Source organism: Bdellovibrio bacteriovorus (assembly GCF_001592745.1).
GTDB lineage: Bacteria > Bdellovibrionota > Bdellovibrionia > Bdellovibrionales > Bdellovibrionaceae > Bdellovibrio > Bdellovibrio bacteriovorus_B.
In genome coordinates this window covers 721,631-736,971 of record NZ_LUKD01000001.1, presented here as the reverse complement: position 1 = coordinate 736,971, position 15,341 = coordinate 721,631, and the positions used below count along the sequence as shown (strand labels likewise).

The following is a 15,341-nucleotide window of genomic DNA, read 5'->3' as shown; positions in this document are numbered from 1 at the left end:
CGATGTCCTCCTTATCGAGCTCGTGTTCCTTAGACATAAGTTACAAATTTAGGCAGCGAAAACTGAGTGGGTCCTAAAAAAGCGGCTAGGCCTTGGGTGGGAATTTTGTTTCTCTGTGCGTTTAAATATAATAGGAGGCCCGAATTGAATAAAAACAAATCTGAGTTTGATAGTAAACTCAGATTTGATTGTGTCTAAAAATTAATAATTGGAGGAGGTTAGGCTGCGTTTTTACCAGTAATGATGTGGTTCAAATTCTTAACGGCTTCGTCCATGACGGTGGACTGAGTGGCCAATTCTTCTGAAGCCGCGGCACATTCTTCTGCGGCGGCTGCATTGGCTTGAGTGATCTTATCCATTTCAAAAAGCGCTTTATTTATTTGAACGATGCCTTGTTCTTGTTCACTGCTGGCAGTAGAAATTTCGTCGTTAAGAGTAGAAAGATGTTCGATGGTCTTTACAATCTCTTTCAAAGAGACTTCACTAGATTGAACGACCTTTTGGCCTTTTTCAATATTCGTAACACTTTCATTGATCAATGTTGAGATCTCTTTCGCGGAGGTCGCACTTCTTTGCGCCAAGCTGCGAACAGCTTCCGCCACAACGGCAAAACCCTTACCATGCTCTCCGGCGCGAGCGGCCTCAACGGAAGCATTCAATGCCAGAAGGTTTGTTTGGAATGCGATGTCGTCAATCACAGTGATGATCTCTTCAATTTTTTTCGAGCTTGTCGTGATTTCGTTCATAGAGACAGTCAGCTTACGAACCTCTTCTTCGCCAATGCGCGCTTTTTCCTGCGCTTGATGAGCTAGATCACGAGCTTTGCTGGCGTGCTCTGTATTCATCTTAACCATGCTGGACACTTCTTCTGTGGAAGCGGAAGTCTCTTCAATAGAGGCTGCAGCAGTGACAGCGGCATTACTCAAGTTTTGACTCGAGTCACGGATCTCTTGACCCGTACTAGAAACTTGCGTGCCGGCGACATTTAGTAAACTGATAGATTCCAATAAAGCCGCCATAGGCTTACGCACAAGGATGATGGAAATAACTAGAATCGAAACAGTGATTAACAGTGCCCAGCCTAGAATTGAATAAGTCGTATTCATCGCTGCCGCGGTAACTTCTTCCGTGGATGCGGTGATAGCAAAAACTCCGTGAAGTTGACCGTCCTTCCAGTTTTCCATTGGATAACCTAAGATATCTTTTCCGTTTTTCCAGGGGCTCGTCGCCGGATCGCCGTGGCAAAGAAGGCAGCCTTGTGCGGCTGAAAGACGTACGGGGCGATAGACGATCACGGCATGGTCTGTGTCTTCGACAATTTCATTCAAGTCTTTATTGGCCTCAAATTTTTTGAGGATCTCAAGTTCTTTAGAAGTTGCTTTGTTGCCTTCGCGACGTGCTTTGTCTGCAAACACACGAAACTGGTAGCCGTCGTCTTTGGCATTTTCAAATCCCACGACAATTGATGCAAAAATAGGAACTTTGCGCAATAAGCTTTGACGCTCTTCTTCTGGAAGTTTGCCGTCGGGAAATCTTGTCACTGCGTGAGCAAAATCATTTTCAAGCTTTCCTTGGGTCGCGATGTAACTACGGATCGCTTCAAGACGCGAAAGAATAGCCTGAGATTTTTCAATAAGTTGGTGGCGTCCTTGGTTATGAACCTTTGACGAAGAAATGGCAACCGCGGCAAGTGTACAGATCACACAGGATAATCCCACGTTTAAAATAATCTTCGTCCCCAGTCTCATAGATGTCTCCTTGGTAATCTTTCTATCGGTGGTTGAGAGAATAAAAAAATACTTAAAAACTCGTGTTCTGCATTTATTTCGCAACTTTAGCAAAGAAAGTGTTTGAAGCCGTTGAGACCTAGGTCTTGCTTCCGGCGGGAAAGAAAATCTCCTCACTTAAATAGCTTCAAAGTAGCACCGGGTCTTGCTAGTCTAAAATCTACGACAGCAAAGGATTTGCTCGGAGAACCTCGTGAAGAAGCTCGTTTTACAACTCATCTTTGGATTTATTGTTTTGCCTGTAGCTCTTGCGGGTTCCCTTTTTTATCTCAATAAAAATGGTTTCTTTAATATCACGAAAATTGAAGTCATTCTTGAAAACCCTCCTGCAGGCCAAGAACAATTTTTAAAGCCTCATGTAGACCGTCTTGAAGCGTCTTTGGCGAAGTACAAGGGCATTTCACTTTGGAACATCAAACTTAAAAAAATCTCTCGTGAAGTTTCGGATTTAAATTGGGTGGAGCAGCTGAATATCAAACGCAGCTGGCCGGCGACTCTTGCTGTGCGCGTACGTCCTTATGAAGTGAAACTTCTTTATATGGGTAAGGGTGGAAAACTTGTACCTATTATTAAAGACGGAAGTTTTTTAGATCCTGTTGAAACCAAGCAAGCTCCTGATGTGGCTCTTCTAGACGGCGAAAGTTTTCAGAAGAAAAGTGAGCTTAGAAAAAAAGCAGTGGAAGTGATCGAACAAATTCCTGCTGAAGGATCGTTCAGTAAAAAAACGATTTCTGAAATTCGCCACGACTCTAAAGAAGGTTTTTGGATGACGATGATAAAGACCGGAATTCAAGTGAAGATGGGCGAAGACCAAGTTTCACTCAAGGCCGCTCGAGTCTCACAAGTCGTCGACTATCTCGAATCTCGCCAATTTGACGCGCGCGTCATAGATGCGAATCTGTCTAAGAAAGTCCTTGTCAGGTTGCGTAAGGATCCCTAAGCTTAAGTCTGGAGGACCGATCAAAGTCGGGTCAAGCTCGCTTTGAAAACCCTTTGAAATGATTTTATCGGGTGGTTCTACAACATTAGATTAAGCATCCGTGAGGACTTAAGGATGAGTACATCAAAACCGAAGGCACCGGTATTGGCTGGTTTGGACATTGGGTCTACCAAAGTCTCTTTTGTGATCGGCACAGTCAATTCCGACGGAAAAATCGAAGTCGCTGGCGTAGGAACTGCTCCTAATACGGGCATTCGCCAAGGCGTTGTGGTGAATATCGAGGCCACAACGGAATCCATTAAAAAAGCTAAAGAAGAAGCAGAATTGATGTCTGGCTATTCCGTCTCTGAAGTATGGGTCGGCGTTGCGGGCACGCACATTTCGTCTTTTGATTCAAAGGGCATGGTCGCAATTAAAAATCGCGAAGTGACCCCTTCTGAAATCGATCGCGTGATCGAAGCGGCAAAAGCCGTAGCGGTTCCGGCAGATCGCACTGTTCTGCACATTCTTCCTAGAGAATTCAAAGTCGACGGCCAAGACGGCATCACAGATCCTGTGGGCATGTCAGGCATCCGCTTGGAAGCCAACGTTCACATCGTGACGGGCAGCCAAAGCGCGATCAACAACTCGGTGAAATGTGTTGAAAAAGCGGGACTTAAAATTTCGGGTCTGGTTCTGGGGCAGTTGGCTTCAGCGACCGCAGTTATTTCTAATGACGAAAAAAATCTGGGCGTGTGTGTTGTCGACATGGGCGGCGGCGCTTGCAATGCCTTGTATTTCGTCAACGGAAGTGTGGCGCATTCATCGACAATTCCGGTGGGTGGTCAGCACTTCACTCATGACGTGGCTGTAGGACTTCGCACTCCACAGTTTGCGGCAGAGGCTTTAAAGAAGAAGCATGGTTGCGCCATGGCTTCTATGGTGAATGAAAATGAAACTATCGAGGTCGAAGGTGTCGGCGGCAGAAAAGCCCGCGTGATTCCTCGCAAAGACTTAGCAGACGTGATCGAAGCAAGAGCAGAGGAAACTCTGAACTTGATCGCGAACGATTTGCGCATGAGTGGTTTGATGCCAATGTTGGGTTCGGGAATCGTTCTTACCGGCGGCGCAAGTCAACTGGATGGTCTGATTGAGATGGGTGAGTTTATTTTTGATATTCCGGTTCGTCGAGGTACTCCTCAGCAAATCGGCGGTCTGACAGATGTTGTGAAATCTGGAGAGTTCTCAGCAGCCGTCGGACTTTTGTTGTATGCACTAGCACAAAGAAAAGATTTGCAGGCAGGTCATCAGCAGCAAGAAGTGAACATCGGCGAGTCTCTCGACGGTATCACGAAGAAGATCAAAGATTTTTTCGGACAGATTTTTTAAAAAGTTTTTTACCTGGATCACCGCCGTAGCCTGGGCTGGCGGTATAAAATAGGGGAGGGTCGAATGTTTGAGCTAGAGGAAAATATCAATATCGGAGCGAATATTAAAGTTGTCGGTGTCGGCGGTGGCGGTAGCAATGCTGTTACGACGATGATCGAATCTAACATGACCGGTGTTGAGTTCATCGTTGCCAACACAGATATCCAAGCTTTGAATGCAAATAAAGCTCCTAACAAAATTCAGTTGGGTCTCGATTTGACAAAAGGTTTGGGCGCAGGTGCAAACCCAGATGTGGGTCGCAGAGCTGCCATTGAATCATATAATGAGATTGTTGAGAAATTGGAAGGCGCGGACATGGTGTTCGTCACTGCGGGTATGGGTGGCGGAACAGGTACAGGTGGCGCTCCGATTGTTGCGAAGATTGCGCGCGAACTTGGCGCTTTGACAATCGGTGTGGTCACTAAGCCCTTCCTGTTCGAAGGTAAAAAACGCGGTAAACACGCTGAAGGCGGTTTGCAAGAACTAAAAGAGAACGTAGATACTTTGATCGTTATCCCGAATCAAAAGCTACTTTCGATCGCCGCTGAAAAAACACCACTATTAGAAACTTTCAAAAAAGCGGACGAAGTTCTTCTTCAAGCGGTGAAAGGTATTTCCGACCTTATCAATATCCGCGGTTTGATCAACTTGGACTTCGCGGACATCCGCACTGTTATGTCTTCTAAAGGTATCGCTATCATGGGTACTGGCGCAGCGAAAGGTGAAAACCGCGCTGTAGAAGCCGCAACAGCAGCGATTTCTTCTCCACTTCTTGAAAATGTTAAAATCGATGGCGCGACTGGCATCATCGTGAACATCACAGGTGGATCTGATCTTTCTCTATATGAAGTGAACGAAGCGACAACTCTTATCACTGAAGCAGCTCATGAAGATGCAGAAATCATCTTCGGTGCGGTTATCGATGATAACATGGGTGATGAAGTTCGCGTGACTGTGATCGCAACTGGTTTCGATTCTCACGATGTGAAACTTGTGAACGACATGGCTCAAGTAAATCAAATGCAGAATTTCTTGAACCAACAGGCCACAGCGCAATTTGGCGGAATGAACATGATGCCGCAAATGCCTCAGATGCCACAGATGCCCCAAATGCCGGTGATGCCGCAAATGCCGCAATTCCAAATGCCGCAGATGCCTCAAATGCCGACTATGCCACAGATGCCGCAATCTCCACAGCAAGCGGCCCCTGTTGAGTTGCCACCGATTGCGACTGTTCAATCCCACGTGATGAACTTTACGCAACCACAACAGGAGGGTCCCTCGGTAACTGAGACGGTTGTAGTTCCGCCAGTAGCTCCGGTGACTCCACAAGTGGCGCAACAAGCGGCGCAAAATATGATGGTTCAACAACCTCAGCCGCAACAACAAGAAGTGGCAACACCAATTCAACCTCAAGTTGAAGCGGCTGTTTCTCCTCGTGATATGTTGCTAGCGAAAGCGCGCGCTTTCAAAGAAAGCCAAGACTTGAAGGCTCGTCATAACAACCCTGAACAGTTGTCTATGAACGTGGATCATGAACAGCAATCTTTGGAAGAAGCTCGTCGCATGGCTCGCGAAGTGTTGAGCTCTCCATTCTCTAGCCAAAATCTTGAAGTACCCGCGTTCATTCGCAAGAAACAAGGTTTTGATTTGAATAAAGAATAGTGGAAGCCTGGTTTTTATCTGACATTCACTTAAAATCCGCAGAAGAGCGCAATGGGAAAATCCTGTTGCGCTTTTTGCGTTCTTTGCTTCAGCAAAATCCTTCGCAAGTTCACCTTTTCATGCTGGGGGATATTTTCGATCTTTGGGTCGGTGGTCATTCGTACTTCGCTAAAAAGTTTCCGGATTTAATCGCAGCGCTGCGAGATCTCCGCAAAGCCGGAGCCCGCATCACCTACATCGAGGGTAATCACGATGTTCACGTCGAAGGCTTTTTCCAAAAGCAATTAGGCGTCGAAGTTCACGTTGAGGCCCAGTACTACAATCTGGACGGGCTTATCGTTCGCTGTGAGCATGGTGACCTCATCAATCTGGCGGACGAAAAATATCTAAAATACCGAAGCATCATCCGCAACCCTTACATCAAACCTTTGGGCAACATCATTCCCGGTAAGTTCTGGGATTACATCGGAAATCGAGCGAGCAAACGCAGTCGTGCGCGCAGTGGTCACTATCGCGCCACCAACGAATCTCAGCTAGTGCAGATGATTCGAGCCCACACGGAAAAGGTTTATCAAGAAAAGCCTTTCGATATTATTATCTCGGGCCATATGCATGTCTTTGATGATCATGTCGTTGATATTCGCGGCAGAAAAGTGCGCACGGTGAATTTGGGCTCTTGGTTCGAAGAAAAAGTTAAGGTCTTTCATATCAAAGACGGCCAGCCGAACTGGGTCTATTTAGAGTCCTAAAACGGCAACATCTGCCAGCTCGTTAAACATCTGAAACTTGTCTTTCTTAGAGATGAAAGCCAGATCTCATTTTGAGACAGCTTTTATGCGTTTGGCACACTTTGCAGTAATAACGGCAGGTGGCTATGAAAACATTGAACTTTAAATTCCTAATTCCTGTTCTGTGCGCATTTATGATGGCGTGCCAGACTGTCTCTAAAGAAAGACTCGAGGCAGAGTTTATTCTTGATAAAGCCTTACCAACTAAGGCTTCGGAATTAAAAAGCCGTATCGTAAACGCTGAAAATAAAAGAGATGCCTTGGCTGCCGCCGAACTGAAAATCGAACTTGATAAAGTTCTAGGTAAAATGGAAAGCAATAATCGTAAAAAAAGTATGCTGGCGAAAGCTTTGAATATTTCTTTTGAACGAACCGAAGGGCAGTTGTCTGCCGGAGCCAACCGAATCTATTCCAACCAGTCTTATCTTTATTCTCGTACGGCAGAGCCGATGCTTCTTACCAACGGCACGCGCGCGTATTCGGATATGGGAAACTCATCGTTATTAAACGGAATGCAGTAATTATTTTTTGCTGGAGCAATAGAACTTCTGCACGTCTACGTTTAACTCTGGTTCTTCATTACACAGAGATTCATCCAACGAAAGACCTCTTTGCTTAGCCTTTGAAAGAATCACCGTCATTTTCAAATAAGTCGGAGTTAAAGTTTCACGAATCTTGAAAACCACATCACGATAGGGTTTGCGCGGATTTCCCGCCTCGTATCCACGAGCGCAGAGTTCTTCATTCACGGATTGTTTCACAGTTTTATAAGTGCCTACCCAAAGTCCCCAAAGACCCGCAAGGTATCCTGTACGATCTTCTCCGACGGTGCAATGGAAGTAGATGCTCTTATTATCTTCGACCGCTTCTTCAATCGTGCGCAACGCTTGCATCGTCATTTTGCAAGAAGAGTTAAAGTCGTGAAGATCTTTCCAAAGAAAAGGAATATGGGTGATGGAATTTTTAGCGACACCCAAACTTTGTAAAGTGGTGATCTGTTTTGCCACTTCTCCTTTGGTGTCGTTTTTAAAGATTAAAAACTCTTCCACACCCAAAGCCAGAAGTTCTTCTATTTGTTTTTTATTGGCGGGAGCTTTACCGCGAATAACGGCCATGTCGCCTTCAGTGTAGACCACGTGAGCGTTAGGAATTGAACTGCCTTCAACGGCGGCTTGAGAGAGAGAGGCCAAAGATAAAAGCAGGAAAGAGATAAGTGTTTTCATGGGGCTGTTTATACAAAAGGGCCCCAGGAATTTAAAGGGTCATAGTAAATAAGTTATTATTCCTAACTAGAATATAAAAAAAGGGCTCCTTGATGGAGCCCTTAGGTGATCGGACATAGGAACAATTTAAATTAAAAATTCATTGTATAGCCAATAAGGCCCTGAACGCCTGACATGGTCGTTCTTAAGTCAGAACCGTCGCGCTCAACTTCAGCACCGTTACCACACTGGCTGACTCCAGGGATATCATTGGCTGCTGTACAGTTTCCGCCTGTAGAGACGTTACGTTCAATAGGCATATAGCGCATATTACCTTCGACAGTCAGACAATGAGTGTCGGTGAAGCAAAACTCAGCTCCGATGCCTCCCATGGCACCGAAAGCACTACCTTTAAAATCAAGATTCTTAGAGCCTGCCGTCATAGAGCCACTTAAGCTTCCATAGCCCAAACCTGTTTGCATATAAAACTTAATGAAGGAGTTTTCGAGAGGATAAAGGCGGAAAATCGGAAATACCGTATATCCAGTTAATTCGTAGTCATAGGAACCAGCTGCACCAGATCCATCGGTCTTTTGTGTAAAGTAAGAGGGACGGATTACCATAGCATACATAGTGCCACTAAAACGGTAACTCCAGTTCACGTAGAACTCTAGAGCAGAACCCATATTTTTAACATTCGCGAATCCGTTGTTAGTCGTATAATCGATCACTCTGTTGATATCATCTTGATCCGCAGACACCGTTGAAATACCAATACCCAACGCCATGTCGCCCGAAAGGCCACGGCCACCACCGAATCTTCTTTGTGCATTTGCATCTTGGACGCTCAGAACCGAGACAGCGAGAACTGTTGAAAGAAAAAGTCCTACTTTATTCAACATCTTCATAAAAGAATCCTCCTGATTCCCACCATAATTGAATCACTATTAGAATCTTTTAATCTACATAGTGTATGCAACTAACATTATACAGGTTTAGGACAAAGGACGGGATCATCTTTTGTCCAGGGGAGTTATAATGAGACAACGCCTTCTCGGTATGAGACTCTTTTTTTATGAAGCATCTTGAAGAAAAAACTCTCTCGACGAAACAAATTTTTAAAGGACGATTCCTGCGTGTAGAACAGGATCAGGTCCAGGCTCCCGACGGTCGCACCTACACGCGTGAATACATCCTTCATCCAGGTGCGGCGATGATGATACCTCTTCTTCCGAATGGAAATGTCGTGATGATTCACCAATACCGTCATGCGGTTAAGCAGGTGTTTTTAGAGTTTCCTGCGGGAAAACGGGATCCTAATGAAGAAACTTTATTGACAGCACAACGCGAACTTTTAGAGGAAACCGGTTACCAAGCTAAGGACTGGAAATTCTTAACAACGATTCATCCCGTCATCGGTTATTCCAACGAACACATAGATCTTTACTTGGCGCGCGAACTGAATTTTGCGCAGCAGAAGCTGGATCATGGTGAGTTTATTGAGGTCGTCGAAGTAAAGCCAGAAGACCTCATGCGTTTGGTTCAAGAGGGAAAAGTCTCGGATGTGAAAACCCAGATCGGGGCTTTTTGGCTTGATAAAATCCTGCGAGGGGAGTGGAATTAAGACGGGGGACGTCTTATGCACATTCAATCCAAAGACAGCTTTAAAACAAAAGAAACTCTTCAGGTGGGAGCGAAATCCTATACGGTTTTCAATCAACAAAAAATCTCTCACCCGAATCTTCAAAAACTTCCTGTATCCATGAAAGTCCTACTTGAAAATCTTCTTCGTCATGAAGACGGGCTTCATGTGACAAAAGAAGATATCGATTCGCTTCTGAGCTTGGATCCCAAATCTCTTTTGCGAGAAATTTCTTTCTTCCCAGCGCGTGTTCTGATGCAAGACTTCACCGGTGTTCCGGCCGTTGTCGACTTAGCCGCGATGAGAGACGCTATGAAAAATCTAGGTGGAGATCCGAAAAAGATCAATCCTCTGGTTCCCGTGGATCTGGTGATTGACCACTCAGTGATGGTCGACTCCTTTGGAACAAGTCGTTCATTCGATGAAAACGTAAAAATGGAATTCGAAAGAAATCATGAACGTTATGTTTTCTTGAAATGGGGGCAGAACGCTTTCCAAAACTTCAAAGTCGTTCCACCGGGTACGGGGATTTGCCATCAGGTGAATCTGGAGTACATTGGTAAAACTGTTTGGAGTTCTCAAGGACATGCATTCCCGGACACTCTCGTCGGTACAGACAGTCACACCACAATGGTGAACGGTCTTTCTGTTTTAGGTTGGGGTGTTGGAGGTATTGAGGCGGAAGCCGTGATGCTGGGCCAACCGCTGAGCATGTTAATCCCTGAAGTGATCGGCTTTAGATTGCATGGCAAACTTAAAGAAGGTGCTACGGCGACGGATCTGGTTCTAATGATCACGCAAATGCTTCGTAAAAAAGGTGTTGTGGGTAAATTCGTTGAATTCTTTGGTTCCGGTTTAGCTTCAATGCCCCTTGCAGATCGTGCGACAATCGCGAACATGGCTCCGGAGTATGGTGCTACTTGTGGTTTCTTCCCTGTGGATGAAGAGACAATTAAATATCTTCGCTTGTCAGGCCGTCCGCAAGAAACTATCGAACTTGTCGAAGCCTACGCCAAAGCGACAGGCTTGTGGCGTTCTGAAGAAAATGAAAAGCATTATTTCTTCCAAGATATTTTAGATTTAGATCTTTCGACTGTGGAGCCCTCACTGGCGGGACCGAAGCGCCCTCAAGATCGTGTCGTGTTATCAAATGCGCAAAAAGATTTCCAAAGCCAATTGGTTTCGGGATTTCAAGTCGCTGACAATATGACATCCAAAGAAAAATCGCAGATGGCCGTGGAAGGCGCAAGCTACACGGTTGGTCACGGTGACGTCGTCATTGCCGCTATTACAAGTTGCACGAACACTTCAAACCCTTCGGTGATGATTGGAGCGGGTCTTGTCGCCAAAAAAGCGGTCGAGAAAGGCTTACAAGTAAAACCTTGGGTTAAGACGTCTCTTGCTCCGGGCTCTCAAGTCGTCACAGACTATCTTGAAAAATCCGGCGTGCAAAAATACCTAGATCAATTGGGCTTCAACCTGGTTGGTTACGGGTGTACGACTTGTATCGGAAACTCAGGGCCGCTGCCCCAACCTATTGCCACGGCTGTAGAAAAGGGTAATTTGGTTGTGGCGTCCGTTCTTTCGGGAAATCGTAACTTCGAAGGTCGTATCAATCCGCATGTTAAAGCAAACTACTTAGCATCGCCGATGTTAGTGGTGGCACACGCACTTGCGGGAAGCATGCACATTGATATTACGAAGGATGCTATTGGCGAAGATAAGGCAGGGAAACCTGTTTATCTCAAAGACATCTGGCCAAGCAATCAAGAGATCCAAGATCTTGTGAATAAAACTGTTGAAACAAAGATGTTTGATTCTCGTTATGGAAACGTTTTTGCGGGAACAGATGACTGGAAGAAAATCAATACGACGTCTTCGCAAACATATTCGTGGGATGAAAGTACTTACATCAAAAATCCACCGTATTTTGCTGGCATGACAATGACGCCGGAAAAATTAACGGATGTGAAGGGTGCACGCGTTCTCGCGATTCTTGGCGACTCCATCACGACGGATCATATTTCTCCAGCGGGAAGTATCAAAAAAGATTCTCCGGCAGGCCGCTATTTGATCGGCAAGGGCGTATCTCCACACGACTTCAACTCGTATGGTTCTCGTCGTGGTAATGACGATGTTATGGTGCGCGGGACATTTGCCAACATCCGCATTAAAAATGAAATGCTGGGTGGATTGGTTGAGGGCGGCATGACGAAGCATATTCCATCCGGTGAAGTTTTAGCGATCTATGATGCTTCCATGAAGTATCAGGCCGAAAAAACCCCCCTGGTCGTTGTTGCCGGCAAAGAATATGGCACAGGTTCATCGCGTGACTGGGCGGCGAAGGGCACACGTCTTTTAGGAATTAAAGCCGTTATTGCTGAAAGCTTCGAGCGCATCCATCGTTCTAACTTAATTGGTATGGGTGTCTTGCCATTGCAATTCCATCCGGGCACAGATCGCAAGACCTTGCACTTGGATGGGACCGAGGTTTTAGACATAGTCGGGATTGAGGCGGGGATGAAAGCTCAACAAGATCTTACTGTTCGCATCACTCGTGCAACCGGCAAAACCGAAGAGATCAAAGTGCGTTCGCGCATCGATACTGCGGTTGAGCTAGAGTACTATAAAAACGGTGGCATCCTTCATTACGTCCTTCGTAAACTGACATAGAAATCCAAAGGGCAGCCCTGTCTGAGAGGGGCTGCCCTTTTTCTCTTATTCCCTCTTAAAATCGTTATAAAGTAAAAATTACATGTAGAACTTCTTAGCGAAAATGCCGCTCACGGGTGAAAACGAAAATCCGTTTTTGGCCTGCTATGTTTAGTTTTGTTCTGAACTAGTGATTTCCTGGCAGGGTAATTGCTCTCCTGTTTTCGTCATTTATTTTTATGGACTGGAGTTTTTATGAACGTAATGAAGTATGGCGCCATCGTAATGACGTTGGTGGTATCTCAGACAGCGTCGGCGTCGTTCTGGGGTAAAGTTAAAAACACGTTTAACGACTGTAAATACAACGAGCAGGAATACGCAGAGACATTGGCGTTTGAGAAGCAGACGACAGAAAAGTTACCGGAGCATTTTAAAGGTCGTTTTTCTGAAAGCGATTTTGATACAAAACCTTGGATGCGTGGTTTTCGTTATGTCATCGTAGTGAACAAAGCCTCTCGCGGTTACGAAGCCCAAACGATGAAGGTTTACGAAAACGGCTATTTGATCCATAAAACGAAGGTTTCTACAGGCCGTGAAGGTTTTGAACTTCGCCGTAAAAACAAAGTTTGCACAGGCGCGCCTCCAAAATCCTATTGGTCGCAAACACCTACGGGATATTACACTCCGAAATATTTGTCTGAAGACCATAAATCAAGTTCTTGGGACTCAGATATGCCCTATGCGATTTTCTTTGATATCGAAAACGGTTTGGCCCTTCACCAAGTCTACAGAGGTTACGTAGACATGTTGGGAAGCCGCGCTTCAGGTGGTTGCATCCGTCAAGACAAAGAAACGGCTGAGAACCTTTTCTTCCGCGTGAAAGAAACGGAGCGCTCTGTGGTTCCGGCGGTGAATTTGGATGGAACTCCAGTTCTAGATGAAAATGGAAATGTGAAATACATCTCTCAACAAGAGATCGTTCATAGCAGAACCGGTCAATTGATGAAGTTTAACACGTTCAGTGCATTGATCATCGTTGAAGACGTGAACTAAGATTCCTAGATAAATTTAAATAAAAAAGGCCGAGTTTTCACTCGGCCTTTTTTATTTTACGTTCTCATTCACCATCAGGATAAAGGCATACTCGGTCGCCGTTTCCTTCAGTTGTTCGAAGCGCCCGGAGGCGCCTCCATGACCTGATTCCATATTCGTCTTAAGCAGAATCAGGGAAGGTCCTTTGTTATGATCGCGCAGTTTAGCGACCCACTTTGCAGGTTCCCAATATTGAACTTGGGAATCATGCAGACCCGTTGTCACTAAAGTGTTCGGATAAGCTTGGTCTTTGACGTTGTCATAGGGTGAATAGGATTTGATATACTCATACGCAGCTTTTTCGTTGGGGTTTCCCCATTCATCATATTCGCCGGTCGTCAGTGGAATCGTATCATCCAGCATTGTTGTAATCACATCCACAAATGGAACCTGCGCCACAATACCTTGATAAAGGTCAGGACGCATATTCATCACAGCTCCCATCAATAAGCCACCGGCACTGCCACCCATGGCATAAACGCGCTTTGCAGAAGCGGTTTTATTTTTTACCAAGGCTTCCGTGCAATCGATGAAATCATTGAAAGTGTTCTTCTTATTCATCGTACGGCCCGTGTCATACCATTCACGTCCCATTTCGCTGCCTCCACGTATGTGTGCTTTAGCGAAAACAAAACCGCGATCCACTAAGCTAAAGACGTCGCTGCTAAACCAGGGATCCATGCTGGCCCCATAAGAGCCGTATCCATAAATTAAAAGAGGAGACGTGCCATCAGCCTTATGATCTTTCTTCATGATCAATGAGACAGGCACCTTCACGCCATCACGAGCCGTGATAAAGATGCGTTCCGATTTGTAAAGTTCCGGGTTGTAGTTAGGAACCTCGTGCACTTTTTTTAGAACCTGCTCGTGAGTTTTCATATTGAACTCATAAACAGAAGGGGGTAGGCGCATGGATTCATAATCATAGCGCACCCATTCAGCATCAAACTCGCGATTGTCGCCGACGGAAGCCATATAACTGCCGTCGGCAAACGGGATGAAATAAGCATTTTTGGCTTTTTTGTCAGTGATATGAATTTGAGTTAATCCATTCTTTCTTTCATCCAATACCAAATAGTTCTTAAACACTGTCACATCTTGCAAGAATGTGTCAGCGCGATGGGGAATCAGGTCTTTCCAGGATTTAGCATCCGTGTGAGAAAGGTCCGTCGTCATCAGCTTGTAGTTTTTAGCTTTTTTATTTGTGATGATGTAAAAGCGTTCGCCATCGTCCGTCACCGAGTATTCATGCTCGCGTTCACGAGGATTGAAGACGCGGAAGGCTTCAGTGGGTTTGTTAGCCTCAATGAATCGAACTTCCGTCGTTAGTGTGCTGCTAGAGCCGATATAGATGAACTTCTTTGACAATGATTTGTAAACGTAAGTACTGAAGGTTTCATCTTTTTCGTGATAAACTAAGTCCTTCTTTTGCGTGCGCAAGTTGTAGCGATAGATCTTTTCACTGCGCAAAGTTTCTGGATTTTGTTCGGCGTAAAATACGGTTTCATTGTCATTAGCCCAAGTAAGATTTGAGGTCATGTTGGGAATTGTGTCAGGCAGAAGCTTTCCACTTTCAAGATCTTTGAAATACACGGTATAAAAGCGACGTCCCACTGTATCCACTGCATAGGCCATAATCTTGTGATTGGGACTCATGCGTGGCCCTGTAGATTCAAAGAAGTCATGTCCTTTCGCTAGTTCCGGTATATTCAAAAGAATTTCTTCCGTCCCTTTTGGTGAACCCTTGTAGCGAACATAAAGCGGGTATTGCTGACCTTTTTCGTAGCGAGCGGCGTAGTAGTAATCGCCGTCTTTGACGGGCGTTGAAGATTCATCTTCCTTTACACGAGACTTTAACTCCGAGAAAAGTGTTTGTTCCAAAGATTTCACCGAACTCATTGCCTGGGCCGTGAATTCATTTTCTTTTTTCAAATGATCAATGACTTTTGGATTCTCGCGTTCACGCAGCCAAAAGTATTCATCGGTTCTTGCGTCTCCATGCTTATTAAGCGTCACCGGAACTTTTTCAGGTTGCGGATAAGATTGAAGATCTTTGTGCATGCAGGAAACTCCCAGAAGTAAAACAGCGTAAGTGATTTTTTTCATGGGATTTAGGCTATCACGTCGAGGGGAGGGTGGGTATAAGCCTCTTGGATTTCCAAGAGG

12 protein-coding genes are annotated in these 15,341 nt (G+C 45.3%); 8 read left to right on the top strand and 4 right to left on the bottom strand.

Annotation, left to right across the window (positions count from 1 at the left end):
* Positions 1–218: 218 nt before the first annotated feature.
* Positions 219–1,748, bottom strand: coding sequence for a methyl-accepting chemotaxis protein (locus AZI87_RS03465; RefSeq protein ID WP_063205023.1), 1,530 nt, complete (start codon positions 1,746–1,748; stop codon positions 219–221).
* 232 nt (positions 1,749–1,980) lie between these two features.
* Between AZI87_RS03465 and AZI87_RS03460 the strand changes: the two genes are divergently transcribed.
* From AZI87_RS03460 to AZI87_RS03440, 5 genes are all read left to right on the top strand, one after another.
* Positions 1,981–2,727 carry a cell division protein FtsQ/DivIB gene (locus AZI87_RS03460; RefSeq protein ID WP_063205022.1) on the top strand — a complete coding sequence of 249 codons (747 nt, stop codon included), beginning with the start codon at positions 1,981–1,983 and terminating at the stop codon, positions 2,725–2,727.
* A 114-nt stretch (positions 2,728–2,841) separates the two neighbouring features.
* Complete coding sequence (gene ftsA, locus AZI87_RS03455) at positions 2,842–4,095, top strand: cell division protein FtsA (protein WP_063205021.1); 1,254 nt, start codon at positions 2,842–2,844, stop codon at positions 4,093–4,095.
* Positions 4,096–4,158: 63 nt separating this feature from the next.
* Positions 4,159–5,799, top strand: coding sequence for a cell division protein FtsZ (gene ftsZ, locus AZI87_RS18335; protein ID WP_063205020.1), 1,641 nt, complete (start codon positions 4,159–4,161; stop codon positions 5,797–5,799).
* Complete coding sequence (locus AZI87_RS03445; protein ID WP_063205019.1) at positions 5,799–6,548, top strand: UDP-2,3-diacylglucosamine diphosphatase; 750 nt, start codon at positions 5,799–5,801, stop codon at positions 6,546–6,548. The genes ftsZ and AZI87_RS03445 overlap by 1 nt, the downstream gene beginning before the upstream one ends.
* 125 nt (positions 6,549–6,673) lie before the next feature.
* A complete protein-coding gene (locus AZI87_RS03440; protein ID WP_063205018.1) occupies positions 6,674–7,108 on the top strand; it encodes a hypothetical protein in 435 nt (144 codons plus the stop codon).
* Here AZI87_RS03440 and AZI87_RS03435 read toward each other — a convergent pair whose 3' ends face one another.
* Complete coding sequence (locus tag AZI87_RS03435; protein ID WP_063205017.1) at positions 7,109–7,810, bottom strand: tyrosine-protein phosphatase; 702 nt, start codon at positions 7,808–7,810, stop codon at positions 7,109–7,111.
* A 131-nt stretch (positions 7,811–7,941) separates the two neighbouring features.
* Positions 7,942–8,697, bottom strand: a complete 756-nt coding sequence (locus AZI87_RS03430; RefSeq protein ID WP_253696400.1) for a hypothetical protein — start codon at positions 8,695–8,697, stop codon at positions 7,942–7,944.
* A 167-nt stretch (positions 8,698–8,864) separates the two neighbouring features.
* On the opposite strand from AZI87_RS03430, the gene AZI87_RS03425 reads away from it, so the two are divergent.
* The 3 genes from AZI87_RS03425 (at position 8,865) to AZI87_RS03415 (ending at position 13,136) form a co-directional block, all read left to right on the top strand.
* Positions 8,865–9,413 carry an NUDIX domain-containing protein gene (locus AZI87_RS03425; protein ID WP_063205016.1) on the top strand — a complete coding sequence of 183 codons (549 nt, stop codon included), beginning with the start codon at positions 8,865–8,867 and terminating at the stop codon, positions 9,411–9,413.
* Between the two features lie 15 nt (positions 9,414–9,428).
* Positions 9,429–12,104: an aconitate hydratase AcnA gene (gene acnA / locus AZI87_RS03420; RefSeq protein WP_063205015.1), complete on the top strand. Its 2,676-nt coding sequence runs from the start codon at positions 9,429–9,431 to the stop codon at positions 12,102–12,104.
* Positions 12,105–12,338: 234 nt separating this feature from the next.
* Positions 12,339–13,136, top strand: coding sequence for a L,D-transpeptidase (locus tag AZI87_RS03415; protein ID WP_063205014.1), 798 nt, complete (start codon positions 12,339–12,341; stop codon positions 13,134–13,136).
* Between the two features lie 51 nt (positions 13,137–13,187).
* Here the strand turns inward: AZI87_RS03415 and AZI87_RS03410 are convergent, their stop codons facing one another.
* Positions 13,188–15,281 (bottom strand): S9 family peptidase, encoded by a 2,094-nt coding sequence (locus AZI87_RS03410; RefSeq protein ID WP_063205013.1) that lies wholly within the window; start codon positions 15,279–15,281, stop codon positions 13,188–13,190.
* Positions 15,282–15,341 lie beyond the last annotated feature (60 nt).